This window comes from Pseudomonas sp. AGC41 (genome assembly GCF_057334555.1).
Map to the genome: position 1 here is coordinate 33,911 of NZ_JBHFJB010000012.1, position 896 is coordinate 34,806.

1 protein-coding gene is annotated in these 896 nt (G+C 59.7%); it reads left to right on the forward strand.

Going from position 1 to position 896, the window contains the following annotated elements:
• Window positions 1-496: 496 nt before the first annotated feature.
• Window positions 497-841: a DUF6124 family protein gene (locus ACE04F_RS01825; protein WP_486104331.1), complete on the forward strand. Its 345-nt coding sequence runs from the start codon at window positions 497-499 to the stop codon at window positions 839-841.
• Window positions 842-896: the final 55 nt, after the last annotated feature.

The window sequence follows — 896 nt, forward strand, 5'->3', positions numbered from 1 at the left end:
CGGCGGCACATTCAATGCCGATGCTAGCTGACCCACCGCTTTCGCGAGCAGGCTCGCCCACAGGGGGATTTTTGCTGTGCCGGAAAAATCATAATGACCACGGGTTCGTGTGGGAGCGAGCTTGCTCGCGATGGCGGGCGGCAGCCTGCCAGGGTTGTGGGAGCGGTCGAAAGACTTTTCTGACGCAAGCGGATTTTTCCGACGAGTGCTGGCGGTTGCCGGGTGGGAAGGGGTGTCGCTAGTCTTTTCCCGTCGCTGCAAAATTCAGCGGCCGGGCCTGGAAACCCGATAGTAAGGACGCTTCAGCGCACCACATGAGATACTGCAGCGCTTTTTTTGCGTGTGCAGTTCTGCGTTATGGCGGCTGTGCGCGGGAGACTTTCGAGTCTGCCGGGTTTTGCTCCTTTACTCCGGTTTTCCAGCCCGCGCATAGCTGCCACCCTCTCGCCTGGAAACGGGAGATGGCGGTTCCCCTACGGAAAAAAGGAACTGCACCATGTTCAAAGCCACGCCCAACCCCCCAGAAACAAACCCCTCGTCAGCCAACACTGAAGACAATCCGCAAAATCTCGATGAAGCCGCCGAGCGCGCCCGCAACTCCCATCTCGACCCAAAACCAGAAGCCAAAGACCAGTTGTTCTCCGTCGTGCAAAGCGCTGACGCCGAGTGTGTACTGGCCAACCTCAGCGAAACCCTTGCCTCTGCCAACGCCATGCTCAGCGACCTGGCCTTCAATCTGGAAGGTTCGAACCGGCATTTCGCGTTCGGTATCCAGCAGATGATCGAGCTCAGTGAGTTGTTGGCGAATCGGGCGTTGGACATCATCGAGCCGAGACAGTGACGTTTTAACGGCTGACAAAGCCCCCCGGGGGGGGGGGGGGGGGGGGGGGGGGGGG